The organism is Pseudomonas sp. MH9.2 (genome assembly GCF_034353875.1).
Taxonomy (GTDB): Bacteria; Pseudomonadota; Gammaproteobacteria; order Pseudomonadales; family Pseudomonadaceae; genus Aquipseudomonas.
The window spans coordinates 5,359,064-5,379,517 of the sequence record NZ_CP133784.1; the positions used below are offsets into that span (position 1 = coordinate 5,359,064).

Here is a 20,454-nt window from a genome sequence, read left to right on the forward strand (position 1 = left end):
GTCTGTAGCCGGTAGATGCAGACCGTATATGCCGTATATTCAATAATATAAAATGATCCGCATGTGAGCTGCGCGGCATAACTATAAGTGATCCGGTTTTCGTAGTAGGCACTAGTTCAAACCGTGCTTGTATGTTTCCAAATAATTCATTGAGCCGCTGTATGAAGGCACAAATTCATACCGATAAACACTAAATTCTACGTACTGTGCTTTTTTGCAGACGTCAGGAGATGTGCCTGTTATCGGACAATATCCAGGATATTATAATGGGCAGCATTAATATCGCACCAGGTACCGACAATAATTTCAATCTTATACGCATGCTCGCGGCCTGCTCGGTAGTCTTTAGTCATAGTTATGTATTGGTTTCTGGTGACCCAGCGTCAGAGCCGCTAACTTACGTATTGGGTATCAGTCTTGGACATCTAGCGGTGGATGTTTTCTTTATAGCCAGTGGTTTCCTAATCTCGGGTAGTTTGTTTCGGCGTAGCTCAATTCGGGAATTTCTTTGGGCTCGAGCGCTACGTGTATTTCCTGGACTGTGGGTCATGTTGTTACTCACAGTTTTAGTTTTTGGTCCGCTGGTAAGTGCGTTGCCTGGGCGTTATTATTTTTCGGAATGGGGGACGTGGAAGTATCTGATAAAAAATGCGATTTTAATTTTCAATGCCAGTTATTCATTGCCGGGGGTTTTTGAAAATATACCGTATTCATTTGCTGTTAATGGCTCCCTTTGGTCGTTGCCTATTGAAATTCGCATGTATTTATTGCTGGCGGTGCTTTGGTTTACGCTCGGATTGCTTAAGAGGCAAAGTACTGATCAATTGAAGTGGGTGGTCTGGATCATCGTAATTACGAGCATGGCGACACTGATGTATTACAATGCGCAGGGTGAGCAAATCAATCATAACGTTCGTTTGGCTGCAGTATTTTTTTGTGGCGTGTTACTCCAAATATATAAGAGTTTCATTAGGGTCTCCAGCAAGGTAGCGTTGTTGTTGTTCGCATTGTTAGTTGCCGCAGGGTGCTACTCTCAATCGTTATTTTTGATCGTGTACTATGTATCACTTCCTTATTTGATTATCTATATCGCATATTGTCAGGTGAGCTGGGTATCCAGGTTGAAAATGAAAGATGATATATCTTATGGGATTTACATCTATTCATTTCCAATACAGCAGCTATTGATTTTGAAGTTCGTAAATATTACACCGGGCATAATGTTCAGTGTTTCGTTGGCGTTGACGGCCCCTCTTGCTTTTGTTTCATGGCGATTAATAGAGGAGAAATGCATACAACTTAAGCGCAAGCCCAGTATTCAAACAGTTTAAGAAAATATTCGGCCACTGCACTGGGGGATATTCCCTCTATAAGGTGTAGCCATGCTGTGAGGGGATCGATATGCAACGAATTGATATTGTCAGCGTATGTTACAACTGTGGTGTTGATATCGCGCTGGTTATTGAAGATATCCGTAAAGGTTCTTATCCATTACATAAAATTCGTTTTATTGTGGTTGATAATGCTTCTGCTGATGACTCAGTTGAACGGTTGAGGGCCATTGAAGGCATCGACATGAAAATTATTGAGTCCGGTAATAATCTAGGTTTTGGCGCTGGCTGTAATCTAGCTATGGAGTATCTATCAGCACCTAAAACCTTGTTATTGAACCCTGATGTAAACCTCTATCCTGACAGTATCCGAAACTTACTGGAATTTTCGGTGCATCATTCCTATGCGCTGATCTGGGGGGGCCGAGCACTTGATGCTCAAGGCCTTGATGATGGCAAAGGCGCCTGGCGTGAACCAACGTTGCTTGGAATTGCCTGCTGGGCTCTATTTATTGATGTGCTTTTGAAGAAATTAGGGTGGTCGATACCGGACGGGTACAAACTGAAAGCCAAAGATAAGTATATTCAAGCCGATGCAATATCGGGCTGTTTCTTTCTGATTGATACTGGCCTATTGAAAAAACTGAATGGATTTGATCCGCGTTTTTTTATGTACAGTGAAGAAATAGATCTTTGCCGCCGCGCACGCGAAATGGGCGCCAAGCCATTATCGACCACAACAGCGAAAATTATACACCATGGCAGTCAGACGCTGAACAGTATCAATAAATTGAATTACCTCTATTACCATAAACTTAAGTACTCCCAAAAGTATTGGGGGAAGCATAAATTCAAAGTTGCCAAACTCTTGGTTCGTCTGGCAACTCATTTTCGGATTGTTATATTCTCCGCTTTAGCCGTATTTAAGTCGTCAACCATTTCAAAGAAACAGCTCTGGGTTGATTTTTTAAAAATACAGAAAGGTTGGAAGTTTTGATGAAGGTATCAACAGCTAATCGTCGGCCGGCAGTCATCATTCCTGCCTATAATGAAGAAGCAAATATAGGCACCTTGCTTGACGGTTTGACAGCAGCAAACTGGGAACAGGATTATCAAATTATTGTCAGTTGTAACGCCTGCACTGATCGTACGCTAGCTATTGCTCAGCAGTATGCAGGGGTGTTATGTCTGAGTAGCCGAGAACCTTCCAAGATAAACGCGTTAAATCTTGCCGATCAAGAGGCGTCCGGCTATCCGCGAATTTATGTCGATGCGGATGTTTTGATAAGCCACGCATCTATATTGACGCTTATAGAACGCCTTGCTATTGAGTCCGCGCCTGCACTTGTTGCGCCATTAGCCGTGACAAGGACCGTAGACTCATCGTTCAGTGTCAGGCATTATTATAAGGCATGGTCGAATAGTAAGTATTGCCTAGTTGATGGCTATGGCAGCGGCGTGTATGGTCTGAATCAGAGCGCTCGCTTATTATTTCATACGTTTCCTGCTGTTATTTCTGACGATGGATTTGTGCGGAGGATCATTGATAACCGTCATATAATTCGTGTGGTCGAAGCCAAATCCTATGTCCGAGCTCCGAGCAGTTTTAGCGAATTAATCAAAGTTAAGACGCGCAGTAAGCTAGGAAATATTCAGTTATCAGAAAGAAATAACGCTGTTGAGAATAAAAATACAACCGGCCCGGTATTTCAAAAAAAAATAGCACTGGTTAGTCGATTGATATACATGGCTGTGAATTTCACGGCCTTTATTTTGGCACGTAAAAACTACAAAAAAATAGCATCCTATAAATGGCAAAGGGATGAGTCTTCCCGAGGTAACGCAAAAATCAAGGGCGAAGAAAAAAAGAAAAAAATACTTGCCATATCGTCCAAAGGTGGACACTGGTTGCAACTGTTGCGTCTGCAGAGCGTGTGGGCGGACCAGGATGTATTTTTTGTCTGTAATGATCCGCAATTGCATCATCAGGTTGCGGGACATGAATTCTCTACTGTTATCGACGCCAGTATGGATAGCAGATCTCGGCTAATTATTCAGGGGATTCAGGTTTTCTGGATAGTGATGCGCATACGTCCTGACCTAGTGATTACAACGGGCGCGGCGCCAGGCTTCTTCGCAATTCTGTGGGGCAATCTTATAGGCGCTAAAACTGTTTGGGTCGACAGCATTGCTAATGCCGAAGAACTTTCCCTGGCAGGCAAAAAAGTCGGCAAATGGGCTGATATCTGGCTGACACAGTGGCCTGAACTTGCGCGGCCTGAAGGCCCGTATTTCGAGGGTCGGGTATTTTGATTCTGGTAACAGTAGGTACACAATTACCCTTCGATCGGCTGATCAAGAGAGTCGAGAGTTGGGCCATAAGCACTTGCCACAGTGATATTGTATTTCAGGTAGGCCTAAACGGTTACCGCCCTTTGATAGGGCGTGCTACTGAATTTATTCCACCCAAGGAATTGCATTGCCTTATTGACCGCGCTGAGCTTGTGGTAGCGCATGCTGGTATTGGCAGCATCATTTCCTGCCTTTCACTGGGCAAGCCCATTGTAATTATGCCTAGGGAGTTTCGCTTCGGCGAACATCGCAATGATCACCAAATAGCCACAGCGACGAAGCTTAGGCATATACCAGGCCTGTATGTTGCGGACAGTGATACCTCACTGTCCGATGTTATCGGAGCAGCCAGGCACGCGTCCTATAAGACTTCGCCTACGTCTTTTGCCTCCCAAGCAGATGACTCACTAATTAATTACATCCGGAAATTACTGATTTAAAGACTGTCCGAATAAAAAAAAGTTATCGGAAATATTAACTCCGTCTGAAATATCAGTTGCTAACGGGTGTCCAGTTGTCCGTCAAACATGGATATTTATACATGAGTGAAACTCCAGTTTATGTAACCCAGCCCTACATGCCGCCGATTGCCGAATTCATTCCTTATCTTGAACAGATATGGGATAATAAAATTCTAACAAATTGCGGACCAATGCATCAGCAGCTCGAAGAAGCGTTATGTGACTATCTTGGTGTTGAACATATTGCTCTGTTCAATAATGGCACTATTGCGCTGCTTACGGCGCTGCAGGCCTTGAGGATCACAGGGGAAGTTATTACTACTCCATATTCTTTTGTGGCTACTGCCCACTCTCTATTGTGGAACGGTATTAAGCCCGTGTTCGTGGATATCGATCCGCTCACCCTCAATCTTGATCCGGCAAAAATTGAGGCTGCTATTACTCCGCAGACTACGGCCATTATGCCGGTACATTGTTACGGTAACTCCTGCTCTGTAGAGGCTATCCAAAAAATCGCGGACAACTACAATTTGCGGGTTATCTATGATGGTGCTCACGCTTTTGGAGTGCGTGATCAGGGTGGAAGTATTCTGCGCCATGGCGATCTCTGTACGTTGAGTTTTCATGCCACTAAAGTGTTCAACACATTTGAAGGGGGGGCAATAGTTTGCCCGGATGCAAAAACTAAGCAAAGAATCAATAATTTAAAAAACTTTGGCATCGTTGATGAAGTCACAGTGGTAGCGCCTGGCATCAACGGAAAGATGAGTGAAATAAATGCGGCTTTTGGTCTCCTGCAATTGCAGCATATTGATCGAATTATGGTTCGGCGCCATGAAATTGACCAGATTTACCGAGAGCATTTGAAAAATATCAAAGGTATTAGGGTTGTAGAAACGATTGGACAAAAAACTGCTAATTACTCCTATTTCCCGATTCTAGTCGAGCCAGACTACCCGCTCAGTCGTGACGAATTGTATGAGCTAATGAAGGTTAAGAACATATTCACACGTCGCTATTTTTTTCCGCTAATTAGCGAGTTTCCTATGTATCGTGGCATGCCATCTGCAAAGCGTAACAATCTGCCTGTTGCTAACGAGATTTCCGGAAAGGTTTTATGTTTGCCAATATATCCCGCCATGACCAACGATGATCTCGCACGGATTATTAATGTAATAGAGAGAACATAATGGGACTCTTGAATAGACAGGAAATAGAGAGCATGGGATTTGCAAGTGTTGGTGCGAGTCCACAGCTTTCCGACAAAGCATCTTATTACAACTGCGCCAATATTATCATAGGTGACAATGTACGGATTGATGACTTTTGTGTGCTTTCGGCGGGCGCTGGTGGAATAGTGATCGGTAGCCATATTCATATTGCCGTATATAGTTTTTTAATCGGTGCCGGGAAAATCAGCTTGCATGACTTTAGCGGTCTTTCATCGAGAGTTTCAATTTATAGCAGTTGTGATGACTACAGTGGTTTAAGCATGACGAATCCGATGATTCCTAATGAGTTCACTAATGTTCATGATGCGGATGTTGTCGTTGGCCGACATGTGATTATTGGTGCGAGTAGTGTCCTTCTCCCTGGTGTAGTCCTTGATGAAGGCGTGGCCGTCGGGGCATTGAGTTTAGTATCTAAAAGCTGCAAAGCTTTTGGGGTGTACTCAGGCGTGCCGGCTAAACGCATCAAGGAGCGAAAAAGAGATGTACTGGAGTTAGAGCGACAGTTTCTCTTCAACGTGAATGAGAAGCTTAGTCAGTAATAGTATTTGTCTAAAGCGAGCGGCTATTACATTGTCACTAAAATTGAATATTATGGTGAATTACACTAGCCAGATCTATGTTGCACTAGTAGGTATTCTGGTTCTTCCTTTATATATTAAGCATATGGGAGCGGAAGCTTATGGTTTGGTAGCATTTTTCACCATGTTGCAAACCTGGTTTATTTTGCTCGATTTAGGGTTGACTCCAACGATCAGCCGTGAAACAGCGCGATATTATGGCGGCGCTATTACGGCACTTAGTTATCGTAAGCTCTTCCGTGCACTGAGCAGCGTTTTTTTGAGCGTGGCAGTATTGGGAGGCGGGTGCCTATGGTTTTTTTCTGAATTGTTGGCAACACGCTGGCTCCATGTGACTGACATTCCAATCAGTGAAGTAATATTAGCCATTCAAGTCATGATCTTCAGCGTTGCGTTACGCTGGGCGGGTGGTTTATATAAAGGTGCTATAACAGGTGCTGAGCAGCTTGTATGGCTTGGGGGATGCTATGCTTTTTTTGCAACCCTGAGATCAGTAACTGTTTTTATAAGTATGTATTTTTTTGGGTTTACTCCTGTTGTATTTTTCTTACATCAACTTATTGCCGTGTTGTTAGAGTTTTCTGTTCTGACTTGGAAGTGTTATACGTTATTGCCTAAAATAAAAAAAACGGAATCAATTGGTTGGTCATTCAAACCAATCATGCCGGTCCTAAAGTTTTCTTTAAGTGTAGCATTTACCTCGTTCGTCTGGTTATTGGTTACTCAAGCAGACAAAATGGTTTTATCCGGCGTGCTACCTTTGAATGAGTATGGTTATTTTTCTCTTGCTGTGGTGGTTGCTGGCGGGATACTACTTGTAAGCGGCCCGATCAGCAATATCATAATGCCGCGCATGGCAAGATTACATGCACAGAATCGGAGAAAAGAGTTACTAGAGCTATATTGTGCAGCGACGAAAATGGTTTGTTTGACCGCCGGTGTGACATCGCTGACTCTGACATTTGGCGCAGAATCGTTACTATATGCCTGGAGTGGCGATATAGTCACGGCCAATAAATCAGCGCCTATTTTAAAGCTATACGCGCTGGGCTATGGGTTGTTAGTAGTGGGTGCATTCCCTTATTATCTGCAATATGCGATTGGTAATTTGCGGTTGCATTTGATAGGCAATGCAGGAATGGCCTTGCTGCTGGTGCCAGTAATTTTTTATGTGGCATCACATTATGGTGCCATAGGTGCAGGTTGGGTCTGGATTGGTTTCAATTGTGCTTATCTGTTTATCTGGACTGCCTACGTACATCATAGACTTGCACCGGGCTTGCACAAAAACTGGCTTACGTTTGATGTGCTAATTATTTTGGTTCCGGTTTCTATAGGGCTATGGTTGGGCTCTTATATACTGCCATATAGCAATGATCGTATGAGCAGCTTTATAAATTTTTCGGTTTTGGGTCTTATTTCGTTTTCCATAGCCATACCGATTGCAGTTATTGCTTTTAAGAATGGGAAATTCTCTGCATTTAATAATCACTAAAAATACATGGTGCTTCAATGAATTCTGGAAAAAACAAGGTGCTACGATCTGAAAGCAAGATAATGGATGGGTGGGATAATAATAAGCCATTGGTCAGTGTTCTTTGTCTTACATATAATCACGCTTCCTTTATTGAAGACGCAATTTGCGGTTTTTTAAAACAATCAACTAAATATCCTTTTCAAATAGTTTTTCATGACGATGCGTCTACTGATAAGACGCAGGAATTGATTTTAGGTTACAAGAAAAAATACCCACGAATAATAAAGCTGGTATTTCAGGACGTTAACATTTATTCGTGCGCGGGCAATGTTCTTTCACATGGCATGACGTCTTGCGATGGTAAGTATATTGCTTTTTGTGAGGGCGATGACTATTGGGTTGATTCCACCAAACTCCAGGAACAAGTCGATTTTTTAGAGAATAACCTAACGTACTCCGTTGTTTATTCAGACTGTCAGCCGTTTGATGAGTTTGGGGATGTAGCGTTTGATTATCGGGGCGTCCGTAGAGACTTGTCTGCTGATCAGATGAAAGAATCACCGTCTATTTATACATTGACAAGTTGCTTTAGAAATATAATCACTGTGCCTCCAGAGGCCGCGATGGCTAAGTACGGAGATTTATTTATATGGTCTCTTTTAGGTCATCACGGCAAGGGTAAATACTTGCCTACTGAGCGGCCTAGTCGATATAGAGTACACAGTGCGGGTTTACATTCTAAATCGAGTCGGAGCGCAAGGGTAGATATGTCAATCTCTACTTATGCGGCTTTAATGTCATACTATAAGCGCGTTGGGAATAGTGAGTTGGCGAGCTTTTTTAGGAAAAAACTGTTGGATGTTTGTACTCGAGAGTGGATTAGATACCTCCCAGGAGGGGAAGCCATTTATTGGTTGCGAAGTAAAATGAGACTCATATTTAAAGATTAATTTTCGATGGGTAAGGTATGTATTTTCTTCTGATAATGGTGTTGGAATTGAACGGCATGCAAATATTCTGAAATAAAATACGACGCTCCATTAGAGCGGTATTTAGATCCGGTTGTCATAGAGTTTCAATGACAAATGTATTTGCCCCCGTTAGATTATTAGGCTCTCATGAAAATATTAGCGTTGACTCACTTTCGATTTACAGCAGCGATTATAGTCGTCATTTTTCACTTTGGTAGAGAATTGAACTATTTACCGGGTTTTCTTATTCGTGGTCCGGAGATGGTAACCTTCTTTTTTGTGCTCTCAGGGTTCGTATTGTCTATCGCTTATAAGGGTCGTATTTTTTCGTCTACAGAGTTTATGTTCAGCCGCATTACTCGTATTGCCCCTGCTTATTTTATGGCTTTGTCTTTAGTTGTTTTTTCGAGCTATATACAGGGTAAACTTTATACTTCTGATTTTTTGCTGAGTATTTTTTTTCTGCAATCATGGGTGCCCGGTTACGCTCTTGTATTAAATTCACCGGGCTGGTCGCTTTCGGTGGAAATGTTTTTTTATGTCTCGTTTCATTTTATATTCCATTTTGTGAATAGTAATGGGCGGTCCGTCTCTGTATTGTGTCTACAAAGTTTCGCTGTTTGGTTGGCTACTCAAGTGATCGGCGCAGTCATTCTGGATGGGGACTGGCGCGGTGATAATTTCTTAAGTTATTTTCCGCCGATGCATTTGCCAGGATTTATTCTAGGTATCGTAGGGGGTAAGTTATTTATAGAACAGCCGGCCTTTTTGAAACGGTTTAGGGGGCTTGGATTTGTAGTCGCATGCTTGCTTTTTTGTGCTGTTGTGTTGGAATACTGTCAGGTTATCAATGCATATGTAAATACAGCAAATGGTTTGCTTTCACCTGTTTTTCTATTGTTGATACTGGTGGTCGCAATTAACAATGATGAATTGGGTTTTCTTAAAAACAGGAAGATGATCTTGTTGGGCGAGGCGAGCTATGCATTGTACCTGTTTCAAGTTCCAGTGCATGGGGTTTTAAAGAGAACAGTGCTGCCTTTTATAGGTAATGATACGTTGAGTTTTTTATGTTATTTGGTGGTGTTGGTGCTGGTTTCTGTATCTGTGCATGTTTTTTTTGAAAAACCTGCTAATAGGTTTTTTAGGTCTCTTATTAAAAACTAAACAGTAGCGATACTAAAGTTTAGTCAACCGGTAGATAATAAATGAGCAAAAAAATCCTAATTACTGGCGGAGCAGGCTTTATTGGCTCGGCCCTAATACGGCATATTCTGCAGACCACTGATTGGCAAGTTGTTAATATTGACAATCTGACCTACGCAGGAAACCTTGAGTCTTTGGCTGCGGTGACCGGTTCCCCGCGTTACCTCTTTTATCAGGTTGATATTTGCAATGAGGCGGCACTTGACTGGATATTTTCCAGTTTTAAACCCGATGCGGTTATGCACTTGGCTGCCGAGAGTCATGTCGACCGTTCTATCGATGGTCCTGCGGCGTTTATCCAGACTAATATTGTAGGTACCTATAGCCTTTTGGAAGCGACCAGACGTTACTGGAACGCATTGCCGTTAGCTGAGCAGCCCACCTTTCGCTTTCAGCATATTTCCACAGATGAGGTTTTCGGTGACCTACAGGGGGCTGATGATCTGTTTACGGAAAGCACACCATACGCGCCCAGTTCACCTTATTCTGCGTCCAAGGCCAGCTCCGATCATTTGGTGCGTGCCTGGTATCGAACCTATGGCTTGCCAGTATTAATCAGTAATTGCTCGAATAACTATGGGCCCTACCACTTCCCAGAGAAGCTAATCCCCCACATTATTCTCAACGCTTTGGCGGGCAAGCCACTACCGGTTTACGGTGATGGCTCGCAGATTCGCGACTGGTTGTATGTGGATGACCATGCCCGGGCATTAGCTTTGGTGTTGAGCAAGGGAGGAGTAGGTGAGACCTACAATATAGGTGGACATAACGAGAAGCCCAATCTTCAGGTGGTAGAGACAATCTGCGCGTTACTGGATGAGTTTGTGCCTCTGAGTGCCGATGGCGGCACGTCACGCACTTATAAAGAGCTGATAAGTTTCGTCAAGGATAGGCCCGGCCATGATAGGCGCTATGCGATAGATGCGTCGAAAATCCAGCACGAACTGGGTTGGATGCCGCTGGAAACTTTTGAGAGCGGTATTCGGAAGACAGTGCGGTGGTATCTGGAAAACCCTCAGTGGTGGCATCGCGTACTCAACGGTGAATACCAGTTGGGCCGAATTGGCGATTAATGTGCATGCAGTCATGGGAACTTTGAAAAGAGTTTAATTATTTCCTTGGCTGCGGGAGGCTGATTGCTACTCACCGATACTGTTGTCGATATCTCGCTGCCGTGCTGTGCGCTGTCTATGGTTCGCGATGACTAGGATTTGGGCCGTTATCGCTTTGCGATTATAGATAAATCATATTTGTCTACCGTGCATGTCTTGTTTTTAAACGTGATCAGTATTTGTAGTGGCCTAATGAGGCTATGAGGATCAAGTGGTTCGATGTCTAAATGGTTTTCATGTTCGGTAGTTTAATTTATAAGTTTGTTTCTGTGTCGGACGTCTTTTGAGTTTCTACTAAGATATAGTATTAAGTTCTATAGTAGTAGAGGCCTGGTTCGTATTCCTCTCACCCTGCTGACGTCGGTTTTTTTATAATTATTGGAGCATGCTATGACCTGCCTTATTTCCAGTGTTGTCACGCCTCGCAAGGGTATCATCCTCGCAGGCGGTTCGGGCAGCCGACTTCATCCAATTACTCGCGGTGTCTCCAAGCAACTACTGCCTGTATATGATAAACCCATGATCTATTATCCCTTGTCGGTGCTGATGTTGGCGGGTATTCGCGAAGTGCTGATTATTTCTACGCCGGAAGATTTACCCAACTTTCGAAAGTTACTGGGTGATGGCTCCGAATTTGGTATTGAGCTTGGCTATGCCGAGCAGCCCTCGCCGGATGGCTTGGCCCAAGCCTTTCTCATCGGTGAGGCTTTTATAGGTAATAGTGATGTGTGTTTGATTCTAGGCGATAACATATTCTATGGTTACGGGTTCAGCGCCATGCTGCTAAAAGCTGCTAATAGTCAATGCGGCGCGACAGTGTTCGGCTATCATGTCAGCGATCCAGAGCGTTTTGGCGTGGTCGAGTTTGATGCTGAGGGTAAGGCGCTTTCCATTGAGGAAAAACCACTTCAGCCTAAGTCAAGCTACGCGGTTACAGGGTTGTATTTTTACGATAATGCCGTGGTGGAGCTGGCCCGACAAGTGAAACCATCTGCACGTGGAGAACTGGAAATTACCGATTTGAATAATGCCTATCTGCTGCGCGGTCAATTGCAGGTGAGTCTGCTGGGACGCGGTTTTGCTTGGCTGGATACAGGGACCCATGATTCGCTTATGGAGGCCAGTCAGTTCGTGCATACCATCGAGGCCCGTCAGGGGTTGAAGGTGGCCTGTTTGGAGGAGATCGCTTTTAACCAAGGCTGGCTCAGCGCAGAACAACTAGCTATCCAGGCTCAAGCCTTGAGCAAGACAGGCTATGGACAGTATCTGCAACGCTTGCTCATTGAGGACGTTGTGTAATGAAAGTGATCGAAACGGTGTTACCGGGTGTTTTGATCATTGAGCCCAGAGTATTTGGCGATCATCGTGGTTTTTTCATCGAGACTTTTCAGACTGAGCGATATCGCGAGATTGGTATCGAGTTGCCGTTCGTGCAGGACAATTACTCACGCTCGCCGCGAGGTGTTTTGCGTGGTTTACATTTCCAGCGTTCGCGGCCTCAGGGTAAGCTGGTGGGTGTTAGCCGCGGCGCGGTGTATGACGTGGTGGTGGACATCCAGCCGGGTTCTCCAACCTGCGGACAGTTTGTTGGCGTTGAATTGAATGATGAGAATCATAGGCAGATGTGGATTCCCCCGGGCTATGCCCATGGCTTCTGTGTGCTCAGCGAGGTGGCAGATTTTCAGTACAAATGCACTGATCTGTATTTTCCTGATGATGAGGGTGGGCTTCTATGGTGCGATCCCGACCTGAAGATTCCATGGCCGGTGGGCGAGCTGCAATTGTCAGCCAAGGACCAGCACTACCCCCGCTTGCGTGACTTGTTGATGGGAGTTGGGTAAAACGGGTAGTACTTGGGGATTTGCCGGCATGGTGCGGCTTAGGAAATGGAGGATCACGCAGTGTCCTCGATAGCTTGGGATCACCGAATAGACAAAAGCGCCGTTCAGAACTGGATTCGGCGGACACTACTGAGCTTGTGGGATCTGCTCTCTACGGAAACTCCAAGTAACTTCGGCCTGCCATGGAATTAGTCATTTAAAGCTCGGGCTATTGCGTTCTCTTTCGTATATTTTATGCCAAGTGACGAGTGAGCAGGCTTTCAGCCTTGCTTCATATTTATCAGACGCACTTAGCCCATACCCGTTAAACATTTTCGTGCCTGAATTCAACACATAAGTGCAACGCTCACCCCCGCATAGACTTCATACGGTGTCTTCCAGCCCAGGCGTTTGCGAGGGCGTAAATTTATCTGCGCGACCACACGGTTTACAGCAGCAACCGTCAGCTTGCTGAAGTCACTGCCTTTGGGAAAATACTGGCGGAGCAAACCGTTGGTATTTTCATTCGTGCCGCGCTGGCACGACGAATACGGGTCGGCAAAATAGACCTGGCAACGGCTCTTGTTCGCGATGCGCTCATGGCCGGCAAACTCCTTGCCGTTGTCCAGCGTCAACGTATGCACCACATGCCCATTGAACTGTAAATTGATCGCCCGAGTGACTTGGCGGCTATCTGAGCGCTTGACCGGGTAAGCGCTCAGATAGCCGCTTTTACGCTCAACCAGAGTGACCAAATTACCGCCCACCCCATGCACTGTGTCACCTTCCCAGTCGCCCAGCCGTTCTCGAGTTTCGACCTCAGCAGGACGTTCGGTGATCGACACCCGATTTCGCAACTGTCCCCGCCGGTCGTGGCTTCCATAGCGTTTACGGTAACGCTTTCGACGGTGCCGCAGATGCGTATAAAGCTCGCCTCCGCCCTGTTTGTCGGTGGCAATAAACCGATAAATCCACTCATGACTGACCGCCTGATCTGGTCGCTCTTGCTTGAGCCGATGACAAATCTGCTCTGGGCTCATTCCATGGTTGAGCCATATCGCAAGGTGATGACTCAACCAGGTAACCGGTTTGCAAAACTTCCGAGCCCCGGCGCGCCGGACATCACTTTCATGGGTCGCCGAAACCGCCTCGTAAACATTTTCAGAACGGTTGCGGCGAACCTCACGACTAATCGTCGAAGGGTGCACGCCCACCTGTTTAGCAATATTTGCTTGGCTCTCTTTAGCCCTCAGACCCGCTTCAATCTGGTAACGTTGGCCCTGAGTCAGCTGCCGGTAAGGCGTGGTCATCTGCGCTTGAATCCTTTGGTGTGAGAGCCTGGATTCTACCGGTGGCTGGCTCTCTGCCTCTCGTTTCAAGCGTTGCAGTTATTCTATGAATTCAGGGGGTGTTATCTATAGGTTCGGCAGCGCGATCAGAATAGTTAGTTGAGCCGTGTTGTTAGCCAGCTCATGGGCGTATGCCTTTACATTGCCGAACGGGCGTTGGCCTAACATCTAAAGCAACATTTACTTAAGTTAAACAGAATTATCAGGGTGGCCGCCTGTCATTAAGTTGAGGCCAGGATTATATCGCGATCACGCGACACATTGAGGGATTAAAACGTTATGCGGGTGGTTGCGCCACAGGTTAAAACTGCCCAACAGCCAGTTCAGTTCCTGGACAGTCAGCGCGATGGGCTCGTCGGTGAAGTCGGGCGCGGTTTTGAAACGTTCAGACTCCATGCGCTTGAGGCAAAGACAAAAACCGTTGCACTCCCAGTAAAAGATTTTCACTCGGTTCCGGTGACGATTCAGAAAAACGAAAAGCACAGAGTCCAATACCGCTACTGTGATATCCATCTCGACCAGGACGGCCAAGCCATCGATGGATTTTCTGAAGTCGACCGGTTTGGCGTAGAGGTACATTTTTTGTACCTTCACATCGGGTCCTATCATGGGAAGCTGGCTTCTGAAAAAAGTACTGGAGCACAGCATCGCGGATCAACTCGCGACTTTCAATGTGCGGATGATGGATTAGTTACGTCGTTCCTCGAATGGCATGTTGCTCAATCCCTTGGATGTACACGTCAGATAAGGTGTCAAGCCATTTGTAGCCTCTCCTGCACTGGCGATGTCTCAGTGTGTACCCACTATTGGGAGGTGGGTATAGAACGTCAGGCAAGTGCGTTGCGCTTGGCGATGTCGGCTAACTCCACTAGGGTGCCAATATTGAGTTTGTTCATTACTCGTATTTTGTAGGTGCTGATGGTCTTGTTGCTTAGCGCCATATCGACACCCACCTCTTTATTAGACTTGCCCAAGGCCAGTTGCCTGAGTACCGACATTTCTCGATCAGACAGCCTGTTCAGTAAGTCTAACTCGCTTGCCTGAGCATCGCTGCGTCTCACAGAGTTGAATGCCAGATTAGGGAAATAGTGGTAGCCTGACATCACTGCTCTTATTGCATTGACTAACTCGCCCAAATCACCGGTCTTGCATACATAACCTGCTGCGCCTGCCTGCATGCAGCGTGTAGAATAGAGGCTTGCTGGCTGGGAACTGAGTACTACTATCTTTAATCGAAGACTCAAGGCGCTTAGCCTCATGATGACTTCCAAACCATCAAATTTTGGAATGCTAATGTCGAGAATTACAAGATCAGGTAACTGTTCGCGGACCTGCTGAATCGCATCCACACCATTGTCAACTTCAATGATGTTCTGGAAGCCCTCACGCTCCAACAGAATGCTGACCGCCATGCGTATTAAGGGATAATCGTCAACGATCAATGCCGTTTTCATGTGATTACTCCAAGAGTGTCAGTTGCTGAAAACACTGAGCGCTATTAAAGGGCTTGGTAGTTATGCCGTTTGTAAAAACTGCACATGATATGGTGTGTGGAGGTTTGGCATGTTTTATAGTCATTCTATTATACGTTTTTCTTGGGTTGGTAATGGGTAAGGTGAAGTCTCGCTTTTATTATCATCGGTTTTGCTCTGCTTTTCAGAATTTGAGCAGTGTTGTTGAGTCGATCATAGTGTTTAAGGAGCGAGTCTTGGGGTTGAGAATAAATACAATTGGAATGCGTGGCTATATGTTTCGAAAGAAATACAGAACGAGACCGGCCCAGGTCTAAGATACCTTCATCTGCAGCGATATTTGATGTGGTTTTACCCATCTCGTTTCTTGTGTGGGTCATATTATTACTCGGCTAAAGTCGATATTTGATAATATTTTAAACTGTTTTAGATGCAGGGAGCCTATTGATATCTCGTGAACCCAGAGTGGAGTCCTTGCGTAACATTTTCATCATCATCATTCATTTCGCAGGGTAGCCTTTACGTGTTCTACCATGCAATTGAATAGTTTTTCCGCACAATGGCAGCCACTACTTAATGCCATAATTCGTTGGTTTTATCCAATCGCAGAACGCGACAATAGATAACATTATTATTTAATTGGACAAAAAATAACATTTTAGATGCTTTCTATGTCGTTATGTGTATAAGAATTTGTTTGAAAAGCTGCACCTGTGGGCCAGTAAGTAGAAGGCTTATTGCGGCAAGTAAATTTTCCTGATGTTGTTATCAAATGCTCTTGGCGTTAAAAAGGACGATCCATGATTCGTAAATGTCTTTTTCCTGCTGCCGGTTACGGCACGCGTTTTTTGCCTGCTACTAAGGCGATGTTGCCAATCGTTAACAAGCCGCTTATCCAGTACGCAGTCGAGGAAGCTCGTGATGCGTGTTTGCAGCACATGGCGATTGTGACCGGTCGTGGCAAGCGGGCCCTTGAGGATCATTTTGATATCAGCTACGAGCTAGGGAAACTCTGAAAAAGGTTTCCAAATCTGGTGAAATGTCCTCCATCACATGAGCTGAACGGTTAAGCCCCATGAAGCAGATTTCTTTCGCCGATGCTGAGTACGCAGGTAAACGTAAGCGAACCCGCCGTGAGATTTTCCTGAGCGAGATGGACAAGGTCGTCCCCTGGAAGGGGTTGATCGCCTTGATCGAGCCGCATTATCCAAAAGGCGAAGGGGGCCGGCCGGCGTATCCGTTGATGGCCATGTTGCGGGTACATCTGATGCAGAACTGGTTCGGTTACAGCGACCCGGCCATGGAAGAGTCGCTGTATGAAACAACGATTCTGCGCCAGTTCGCGGGGTTGAACCTGGAACGCATTCCCGACGAAACCACGACTCTCAACTTCCGCCGCTTGCTGGAGAAAAACCATCTCGCCGGGGGCATTCTTGAGGTCATCAATGGCTATCTGGGTGACCGAGGGCTGATGCTTCGTCAAGGCACTATTGTTGACGCCACGATCATTCACGCACCGACCTCGACCAAGAATAAAGAGGGTAAACGAGACCCCGAAATGCACCAGACCAAAAAAGGCAATCAGTACTTTTTTGGGATGAAAGCGCACATCGGAGTCGACGCTGATACGGGCCTGACGCACAGCGTGGTGGGCACGGCAGCCAATGTCGCGGACGTGACCCTAGTCGATCAATTGCTGCATGGAGAAGAGACCCATATCTGTGGCGATGCGGGCTACACCGGGGTGCAAAAGCGCCCTGAACATGAAGGGCGTGAAATGATCTGGTCGATCTCTGCTCGGCCCAGCAGCCGTCGCAAGCATGGGGAGCAAAGCGTCATTGGTCGCGCGCTGCGCAAGATTGAATACGCAAAATCGCAGACGCGAGCCAAGGTTGAGCATCCGTTTCGAGTGATCAAACGCCAGTTTGGTTACACCAAAGTGCGGTTTCGCGGACTGGTAAAAAACACCGCGCAGTTGGTGACACTGTTTGCGCTGTCGAATCTGTGGATGGCGCGCCGACATTTGATGGAGCCTGTAGGACAGGTACGTCCGCAGTATGGAAATTAAGGGTTAACAAGTGCCTGAAAGAGGCTTATTGATCGAAAAAAATTGATATTTCAAAAAAATCAGCGAAGTGCTCTCTTTTTGAGAGCCTGACGCCCGATTTTCCGGAAAGAGGAGGCCTTATTTCAGACCTTCCCTAGAGCATCAGATCCGAGGCACTGACAAGGAGAAATTCTTGGCTGGTACGCGTGAGTTGATCGAAACTTGCACTTTCTCATACACGCGCCAGGTGGAGATGAAGGGGCTTGGCCACGCAATTCTTTGCGGCCGTCCTTTGATTGGCGACGAGCCCTTTGCTGTGGTGTTGGCTGACGATCTTTGTTTGAATTTGGGGGGCGATGGTGTCTTGGCCCAGATGCTCAAGCTGTACAAGCATTTCCGTTGCTCGATCGTGGCGATCCAGGAAGTACCGCACGATCAGACTCATAAATATGGTGTTATTGCCGGCGAAGAGATCCGCGAAGGAATTTATCGTATTGACAGCATGGTCGAGAAGCCAAAGCCGGAAGACGCTCCGTCCAATCTAGCGATCATTGGTCGTTATATTTTGACCCCTGACATCTTTGATTTGATCGCGTATACAGAACCAGGGAAGGGCGGTGAGATTCAGATCACTGATGCTCTTATGAAGCAGGCAAAAAATGGTTGCGTGTTGGCTTATAAGTTTAAAGGTCAACGCTTTGATTGTGGCGGCGCTGAGGGTTTTGTTGAAGCGACTCACTTTTGCTTTGAGCATATATATCCGAAAGGCATCTGATGCGCACAGTTTTCTAAGGTGCCGTTTGTTGAATTGGCATCAGGTTTTGTATTCGTATGAGCGAAGCAGCTATGAGCACAACGGTTTCAAACGAAGACGAACTCAACCACACCATGGGTAATGATTTACAGGGCTGCTTCCACGCACGGTGGTCTTTGTTGGTTGAACGCATTTGGGCGTTTCCGTCACCAGGGGAAATACGCCGTAAGGTTGACGATCCGTCTGTGGTGTTGGCACGTATCAAGGATCTTCACGCTGCGTTGGCGTTGGAGTTGGAAATGGATGGGGCGGAAGGGCTAAGTCTGCTGTTAACTGATTGGCGTTTTAAACTGCGTCTCTCGCCCATCGAACCCGAAATTTGTGTGTGTGTGGAAAGTCGCGGCGATGTCGCGTTGATGCAGGAGAAAACCACCGAACTGCTTGAGCAGATAGACGGGAGAAGGGACTGAGGATGTTGGCACATAACGGAACAGCTGTTGAGATGATTGGCGACGAGAGCCTTACCTCCAGAGCGTGGTATTTGATCCAGTGCAAGGCGAGCCAGGATGAGCGCGCTGAAATAAATCTGACCCGCCAAGGGTATATCTGTTTTCGTCCCAAGCACAGTCGTGAACGCGTTACGCGAGGGCTGCGAAAGGATGTCCGTGAGTCTCTCTTTCCGAGTTATATGTTTATCCAACTAGGCTCTTATGATAACTGGGGGCCACTACGATCTACTCGCGGCGTATCACGGATTGTCAGCTTTGGTGGCAAGCCGCTAGCGGTTCGTGATGCGCTGATTGCCCGGCTTCATGAGCGCGACAGCGAAGCCACAGTGCAGGCGGATTTTACCTACGGTGAGACGGTGCGTATTAGTGATGGGCCCTTTGCCGAGCTGGAGGCAATCTTTTTGGCAATGGATGGGGACGAACGAGTGGTGTTGCTGATGAACGTTCTGCAGCGTGAGCAAAGAGTCTGTCTACCGTTGACAGTTGTGAGTAGACGTTGAGAACACCTCCGAACAGCGGAGCTGACAGGCGTACCTGAGCCGGACTCTATTGATAGGTTAGTGCTCAGTTACTAATTACGTAGTAGCCACGGGACATACCTGTCGTGAGGCTGGGCGTTTTAAAGGAGCTTAAAGTGCGAATCCTCAAAGTAACGCTTGCGCATATTCTTTGTGCGTCCCGTGGGTTTTCTCTCTTATTATGCAGTGTACTTTCAACGCTCTCTTTGATGGTGTTCGTCTGGTGTCTCATGGCATGGGAATATATAAGTGTCTGGCCTGTATTTTTGTCGTTGGGGGGCGCTATAGGCTTTGCAGCGCTGTATCGGTACTACGACATGCTTGTTTTTAGGCTGAGGCCGAAAAGTATGAGATTAACGCTATAGTAAACCTGAAGAGTGGCTCCTTCAAAAAAGCAATATGGTTGATTTTAAACTGCTGTATATATAACTCCATAGTAAGCTTGATTAGAGAATGCAATGTCACAAATGTTGAAGTTTTTTTTACGTGCGTTTGCGTTATTAGTGCTGACGTTTGTTTTGATTGTGGTGAATCATTGGGGTAGGCGAACGACCGCTTCGTTTGGAGTAAATTGGGACGGTGGGGCTCTTCATATCATAGACTTGTCAGTCGTTTTATTACCTGCTCTTATAGTAGATGAGACAGCCTCACATTGTTGATGTGGCACTTCCTAGTCAGTGTGACTGGTTAATTTTTTTAATTTTACCCGTCCTGAATAGGACTCAGAATTTCTTCGAGTACTAGATATGTAGTCGTTGTGTATAATATTCAGTGGTGCCCGGTGGAAATATAACATGGCCCACGTTAAGTTGTAGGACTTTTCGTAAATTACAGCTAGGTTGTGCTTTGATTTTTCGAACGGAAAACCCAGCGCTTGTATCTGAAATTAAGCGAAGTGCCGCATACATTTAAAGCTGTCGGTTGACGCTTGATAATATGATCTCAGACGATTGATGAGCGGGTTCATTATATAATGATTGCTCAGGGGCTTTGAAAAAGTGCTCATATGTACTCAAATATATTGTGATGACCTAGCCGAATTTATCATGAGTCCGACGAGCTTTTTCGATTTCGATTTCGATTATGTGTAAGTTAGTCCTCTGTGAACGGTTTCTTGCCAACATTGAAGCGGTAATGCCTAGGGAGACTACTTTCGCTAGGTATTAACTCTAATATTCCAAAGTTGGCGTCGGTCGACAAGCTTCATTTGCTGGATGCAACACTGCGCACTCACCAGCTGAAAAGCTGGTTTGTACCGAGTGATC

18 protein-coding genes and 2 pseudogenes are annotated in these 20,454 nt (G+C 45.9%); 17 read left to right on the forward strand and 3 right to left on the reverse strand.

All coding sequences use genetic code 11. From position 1 onward, the window contains the following. Positions 1-266: 266 nt before the first annotated feature. From RHM55_RS24770 to rfbC, 12 genes are all read left to right on the forward strand, one after another. Positions 267-1,331 carry an acyltransferase gene (locus tag RHM55_RS24770; RefSeq protein ID WP_322178761.1) on the forward strand — a complete coding sequence of 355 codons (1,065 nt, stop codon included), beginning with the start codon at positions 267-269 and terminating at the stop codon, positions 1,329-1,331. A 70-nt stretch (positions 1,332-1,401) separates the two neighbouring features. Next, on the forward strand, positions 1,402-2,328 hold the full coding sequence (locus tag RHM55_RS24775) for a glycosyltransferase family 2 protein (protein WP_322178762.1): 927 nt from the start codon (positions 1,402-1,404) through the stop codon (positions 2,326-2,328). Beyond that, complete coding sequence (locus RHM55_RS24780) at positions 2,328-3,644, forward strand: glycosyltransferase (protein WP_322178763.1); 1,317 nt, start codon at positions 2,328-2,330, stop codon at positions 3,642-3,644. Before RHM55_RS24775 ends, RHM55_RS24780 begins: the two co-directional genes overlap by 1 nt. Continuing rightward, positions 3,641-4,123 carry a glycosyltransferase gene (locus RHM55_RS26110; RefSeq protein WP_369125022.1) on the forward strand — a complete coding sequence of 161 codons (483 nt, stop codon included), beginning with the start codon at positions 3,641-3,643 and terminating at the stop codon, positions 4,121-4,123. Before RHM55_RS24780 ends, RHM55_RS26110 begins: the two co-directional genes overlap by 4 nt. A gap of 101 nt (positions 4,124-4,224) precedes the next feature. Continuing rightward, positions 4,225-5,334, forward strand: a complete 1,110-nt coding sequence (locus RHM55_RS24785) for a DegT/DnrJ/EryC1/StrS family aminotransferase (protein ID WP_322178764.1) — start codon at positions 4,225-4,227, stop codon at positions 5,332-5,334. A 32-nt stretch (positions 5,335-5,366) separates the two neighbouring features. After that, the gene (locus RHM55_RS24790; protein WP_322178765.1) at positions 5,367-5,915 is read left to right on the forward strand and encodes an acyltransferase; all 549 of its coding nucleotides are present in this window, start codon (positions 5,367-5,369) and stop codon (positions 5,913-5,915) included. Between the two features lie 55 nt (positions 5,916-5,970). Further along, positions 5,971-7,449, forward strand: a complete 1,479-nt coding sequence (locus tag RHM55_RS24795; RefSeq protein ID WP_322178766.1) for an oligosaccharide flippase family protein — start codon at positions 5,971-5,973, stop codon at positions 7,447-7,449. Between the two features lie 17 nt (positions 7,450-7,466). Next, positions 7,467-8,381: a glycosyltransferase gene (locus RHM55_RS24800; protein ID WP_322178767.1), complete on the forward strand. Its 915-nt coding sequence runs from the start codon at positions 7,467-7,469 to the stop codon at positions 8,379-8,381. A 168-nt stretch (positions 8,382-8,549) separates the two neighbouring features. Beyond that, entirely contained in the window at positions 8,550-9,569 is a 1,020-nt protein-coding gene (locus tag RHM55_RS24805; protein WP_322178768.1) for an acyltransferase, read from the forward strand. Positions 9,570-9,610: 41 nt separating this feature from the next. Further along, positions 9,611-10,681, forward strand: a complete 1,071-nt coding sequence (gene rfbB / locus RHM55_RS24810) for a dTDP-glucose 4,6-dehydratase (protein WP_322178769.1) — start codon at positions 9,611-9,613, stop codon at positions 10,679-10,681. Positions 10,682-11,110: 429 nt separating this feature from the next. Continuing rightward, on the forward strand, positions 11,111-12,019 hold the full coding sequence (gene rfbA / locus RHM55_RS24815) for a glucose-1-phosphate thymidylyltransferase RfbA (protein WP_322178770.1): 909 nt from the start codon (positions 11,111-11,113) through the stop codon (positions 12,017-12,019). Continuing rightward, positions 12,019-12,561 (forward strand): dTDP-4-dehydrorhamnose 3,5-epimerase, encoded by a 543-nt coding sequence (rfbC, locus tag RHM55_RS24820; RefSeq protein WP_322178771.1) that lies wholly within the window; start codon positions 12,019-12,021, stop codon positions 12,559-12,561. Before rfbA ends, rfbC begins: the two co-directional genes overlap by 1 nt. Before the next feature lie 326 nt (positions 12,562-12,887). Here the strand turns inward: rfbC and RHM55_RS24825 are convergent, their stop codons facing one another. The 3 genes from RHM55_RS24825 to RHM55_RS24835 form a co-directional block, all read right to left on the reverse strand. Then, positions 12,888-13,850 carry an IS30 family transposase gene (locus RHM55_RS24825; protein WP_322178772.1) on the reverse strand — a complete coding sequence of 321 codons (963 nt, stop codon included), beginning with the start codon at positions 13,848-13,850 and terminating at the stop codon, positions 12,888-12,890. 288 nt (positions 13,851-14,138) lie between these two features. Further along, entirely contained in the window at positions 14,139-14,483 is a 345-nt protein-coding gene (gene tnpB / locus RHM55_RS24830; protein WP_322178773.1) for an IS66 family insertion sequence element accessory protein TnpB, read from the reverse strand. A gap of 233 nt (positions 14,484-14,716) precedes the next feature. Next, on the reverse strand, positions 14,717-15,343 hold the full coding sequence (locus RHM55_RS24835; protein ID WP_322178774.1) for a response regulator transcription factor: 627 nt from the start codon (positions 15,341-15,343) through the stop codon (positions 14,717-14,719). 818 nt (positions 15,344-16,161) lie between these two features. On the opposite strand from RHM55_RS24835, the pseudogene RHM55_RS24840 reads away from it, so the two are divergent. The 5 genes and pseudogenes from RHM55_RS24840 to rfaH all read left to right on the forward strand — a co-directional run. Then, positions 16,162-16,365: pseudogene (locus RHM55_RS24840) on the forward strand (NTP transferase domain-containing protein); the annotation flags it as partial. 71 nt (positions 16,366-16,436) lie between these two features. Next, positions 16,437-17,429, forward strand: coding sequence for an IS5 family transposase (locus tag RHM55_RS24845; RefSeq protein WP_322178775.1), 993 nt, complete (start codon positions 16,437-16,439; stop codon positions 17,427-17,429). Positions 17,430-17,562: 133 nt separating this feature from the next. Then, positions 17,563-18,183, forward strand: a pseudogene (locus RHM55_RS24850) (sugar phosphate nucleotidyltransferase); the annotation flags it as partial. A 56-nt stretch (positions 18,184-18,239) separates the two neighbouring features. Next, positions 18,240-18,632, forward strand: coding sequence for a hypothetical protein (locus tag RHM55_RS24855; protein ID WP_322178776.1), 393 nt, complete (start codon positions 18,240-18,242; stop codon positions 18,630-18,632). A 2-nt stretch (positions 18,633-18,634) separates the two neighbouring features. Next, complete coding sequence (rfaH, locus tag RHM55_RS24860; RefSeq protein WP_322178777.1) at positions 18,635-19,171, forward strand: transcription/translation regulatory transformer protein RfaH; 537 nt, start codon at positions 18,635-18,637, stop codon at positions 19,169-19,171. Positions 19,172-20,454 lie beyond the last annotated feature (1,283 nt).